Here is a 238-nt window from a genome sequence, read left to right as displayed (position 1 = left end):
CCCGCCCCTTCTTTTTTAACGCGCCCTCCCCCACCGCGAGCTCCTCTAGTTATACCGGGTGCATCGGGAGATTTGTCTACTCCCGTTATTCAAGGTAACACGGGCGCTACTGGTGCCACTGGACCTCAGGGTAACACAGGCGCTACCGGTGCTACTGGACCTCAAGGTAACACGGGCGCTACCGGGCCTCAGGGTATTCAAGGTTGTCTCTTATACACCTCTCCGAGCCCACGCGACC

General features: G+C 58.8%; 1 pseudogene. It reads left to right on the top strand.

Features of this window, described 5'->3' with window-relative positions:
* A pseudogene (locus JDS82_RS30000) lies at positions 1-238 on the top strand (hypothetical protein); the annotation flags it as partial.

This window comes from Bacillus cereus group sp. N14, assembly GCF_016483555.1.
Taxonomy (GTDB): Bacteria; Bacillota; Bacilli; order Bacillales; family Bacillaceae_G; genus Bacillus_A; species Bacillus_A wiedmannii.
The sequence above is the reverse complement of the archived record's forward strand: the minus strand, read 5'-3'. Positions and strand labels throughout refer to the sequence as shown.